Genomic DNA, 2,993 nt, shown 5'->3' with positions numbered 1-2,993 from the left:
CGAGCCGAAAGCCTAGCCGTTTAACCGATGATCTACCTGAAAACAGATCAGGAGATTGAGTTAATCAAAGTGAGTGCTCAGGTTCTTGGTAAAGCGCACGCCGAAGTGGCTAAATGGGTAAAACCCGGCATTACCACCCGGCAGTTGAATCGAGTTGCTGAGGAGTATATCGGCGATTTCCACGGAATTCCATCGTTTAAGGGATTCAACGGCTTTCCCGCCGCCCTTTGCATTTCAGTGAATGAAGTAGTCGTTCACGGTTTTCCCAGCGGTTACGAACTGCGGAGCGGCGATATTATATCAATCGACTGCGGTGTCAAACTGAACGGGTTCCACAGCGATAGCGCCTACACTTACCCCGTAGGTGAAGTCTCGCAAGAGGTTTTGGCTTTGTTGGAAAGAACCAAAAAGTCGCTTTACCTCGGCATTGAAAAAGCCCGCGACGGAATGCGGATCGGTGATATTGGATACGCTATTCAGAACTACGTCGAGAAATATAATTACACGGTTGTCCGGGAATTGGTGGGACACGGCGTTGGCAAGAGCCTTCACGAAAGTCCCGAGGTTCCCAATTACGGCAAGCGGGGCAAGGGCATCAAGTTGAAAGACGGGATGGTTCTGGCCATCGAGCCCATGATTAATTTGGGTAAGAAAAGCGTGGTGCAGGAAAAAGATGGCTGGACCATCCGCACTTCCGACCGCAAACCATCGGCGCACTTTGAACACACCGTCGCCGTCAGGAAAGGTCAGCCTGAAATTCTGACCACATTTGAATACATAGAAGCAGTCACGGCAGACACCAGTTTAATGGTTGTCGCCTCCTAAAATTAGATTAAAGTAAAGAATGGCCAAACAAGCATCCATCGAACAGGACGGCGTAATCCTCGAAGCACTTTCGAACGCCATGTTCCGGGTCGAATTGGAAAATAAACATGAAGTAATCGCGCATATCTCCGGTAAAATGAGAATGCACTACATCAAAATCCTACCCGGTGATCGCGTGAAACTGGAAATGTCGCCCTACGACCTGACCAAAGCGCGCATCGTGTATCGTTACAAGTAATAGTTCAAGAACGTCGGCCGGGCATCCGGCTGCAAATCCTTAATAAAAATGAAAGTCAAAGCATCGGTTAAGAAACGCAGTGAGGACTGCAAGATCATCCGCCGCAAAGGCAAGATCTACGTCATCAACAAAAAGAATCCCCGTTTCAAACAAAGACAAGGTTAATTATATGGCACGTATTGCAGGAGTAGATATTCCCGACCGCAAAAGAGGCGACATCGCCCTCACCTACATCTTCGGAATCGGCCGCAGCGCCGCTCAGACGATTTTGGAAAAAGCGGGGGTTTCACCAGATAAGAAAACCGCCGACTGGTCCGATGAAGAATCGGGCGCGGTGCGTAACATCATCGCCAACGAGTATAAGGTGGAAGGCGCGCTGAAATCGGAAGTGCAGCTGAGCATCAAGCGTTTGATGGACATCGCCTGTTATCGCGGACTGCGCCACCGGAAAGGTTTGCCATTGCGCGGACAACGCACCAAGAATAACTCGCGGACGCGGAAGGGCAAGCGGAAGACGGTAGCCAACAAGAAGAAAGTCACGAAATAATCGGTAGGCGGCGGTTCGCCGCCGTTAACCAATCCTATCAATGGCACAAAATAAAAGAAAAGACAAGGCGAAAAAACGGGTGGTGGTTGTCGAGTCCGTGGGTCAGGTTCACATCAAGGCTTCGTTCAACAACATCATTATTTCGATTACCAATAATAGCGGCCAGGTGATTTCCTGGGCTTCGGCGGGCAAAATGGGCCTCCGTGGTTCTAAGAAAAACACCCCTTACGCTGCCCAGACGGCAGCCCAGAACTGCGCCCAGGTAGCGTATGATTTGGGAATGCGCAAGGCGGAGGTATTCGTGAAGGGTCCCGGTTCAGGCCGTGAGTCGGCGATCCGTACGATCCAGAATACAGGCATCGAGGTTTCGACGATTCGTGACATCACGCCATTGCCCCACAACGGCTGTCGCCCACCCAAGCGCCGCAGAGTTTAATTAGTTCTATTACAGCATCTGACCCAAGTGGCAATTTAGGAACTGGGATTGCACAATTGACAGATGCTTCATTTTTATAAATAATACATGGCACGTTATACAGGTCCCAAGGCAAAAATATCGAGGCGTTTTGGTGAACCCATCATGGGTCCTAGCAAGGCGCTGACCAAAAAGAATTATCCTCCCGGCCAACATGGTCGCGGACGTCGCTCCAAGAAGTCGGAATATTCGCTGCAATTGGCGGAGAAGCAGAAGGTGAAATACACTTACGGCATTTTGGAAAGACAATTTAGAAATGTTTTCCACCGCGCGGCGGTGAAGGACGGCATCACGGGCGTAAACTTGCTGCAATTCTGCGAGGCACGTCTCGACAATACGGTGTACCGTTTGGGCATTGCGCCCACGCGCCGTGGCGCCCGGCAATTGGTTTCGCACAAGCACATTATGGTGGATGGCGAAATTGTCAACATCGCTTCTTACGCGCTCCGTCCGGGGCAGACTATCACAGTAAGGGAGAAATCGAAGTCACTGGAAGCCATTACGAATAGCCTGAGCGGCCATTCGGCGCGGCGCTTCAACTGGCTGGAATGGGAAGGTTCGGAAATGACTGGTAAGTTTATTGCCTTTCCCGAGCGCGACCAAATCCCCGAGAATGTCAACGAGCAGCTCATCGTCGAGCTTTACTCGAAGTAATTTCGCGAAAATAATTTTGAATGAGTGATTGAGTGAATGAGAGAATAGATAGAGATCTGGCGAAAGCAATATTCACTCATTCACAATTCACTCATTCACAATTAATAAGCCGCTTGCGATCGCAAAAGGTAACGACGGCCTGATCAACCGTCATTTACTACATAAAAAAGGACACAAGACTATGTCAATATTAGCATTCCAAATGCCCGATAAGGTCGTGATGGAGAAGTCCGACGATTTTCACGGGATATTTG

6 protein-coding genes are annotated in these 2,993 nt (G+C 49.7%); all 6 read left to right on the top strand.

Features of this window, described 5'->3' with window-relative positions; genetic code table 11:
* Positions 1–27 precede the first annotated feature (27 nt).
* The 6 genes from map to rpsD all read left to right on the top strand — a co-directional run bounded on the left by map (position 28) and on the right by rpsD (position 2,739).
* Positions 28–825, top strand: coding sequence for a type I methionyl aminopeptidase (gene map, locus ACEW8P_RS24125; RefSeq protein WP_373515618.1), 798 nt, complete (start codon positions 28–30; stop codon positions 823–825).
* Between the two features lie 19 nt (positions 826–844).
* On the top strand, positions 845–1,063 hold the full coding sequence (gene infA, locus ACEW8P_RS24120; RefSeq protein WP_189562585.1) for a translation initiation factor IF-1: 219 nt from the start codon (positions 845–847) through the stop codon (positions 1,061–1,063).
* Between the two features lie 48 nt (positions 1,064–1,111).
* A complete protein-coding gene (gene ykgO / locus ACEW8P_RS24115; protein WP_373515617.1) occupies positions 1,112–1,228 on the top strand; it encodes a type B 50S ribosomal protein L36 in 117 nt (38 codons plus the stop codon).
* A 4-nt stretch (positions 1,229–1,232) separates the two neighbouring features.
* A complete protein-coding gene (rpsM, locus tag ACEW8P_RS24110; protein WP_373515616.1) occupies positions 1,233–1,610 on the top strand; it encodes a 30S ribosomal protein S13 in 378 nt (125 codons plus the stop codon).
* A gap of 40 nt (positions 1,611–1,650) precedes the next feature.
* Positions 1,651–2,046, top strand: coding sequence for a 30S ribosomal protein S11 (gene rpsK, locus ACEW8P_RS24105; protein WP_373515615.1), 396 nt, complete (start codon positions 1,651–1,653; stop codon positions 2,044–2,046).
* 87 nt (positions 2,047–2,133) lie between these two features.
* Positions 2,134–2,739 (top strand): 30S ribosomal protein S4, encoded by a 606-nt coding sequence (gene rpsD, locus ACEW8P_RS24100; protein ID WP_373515614.1) that lies wholly within the window; start codon positions 2,134–2,136, stop codon positions 2,737–2,739.
* Positions 2,740–2,993 lie beyond the last annotated feature (254 nt).

The organism is Persicitalea sp., assembly GCF_041751555.1.
Lineage (GTDB): Bacteria > Bacteroidota > Bacteroidia > Cytophagales > Spirosomataceae > Persicitalea.
This window is presented reverse-complemented; position numbering and strand designations above follow the sequence as displayed.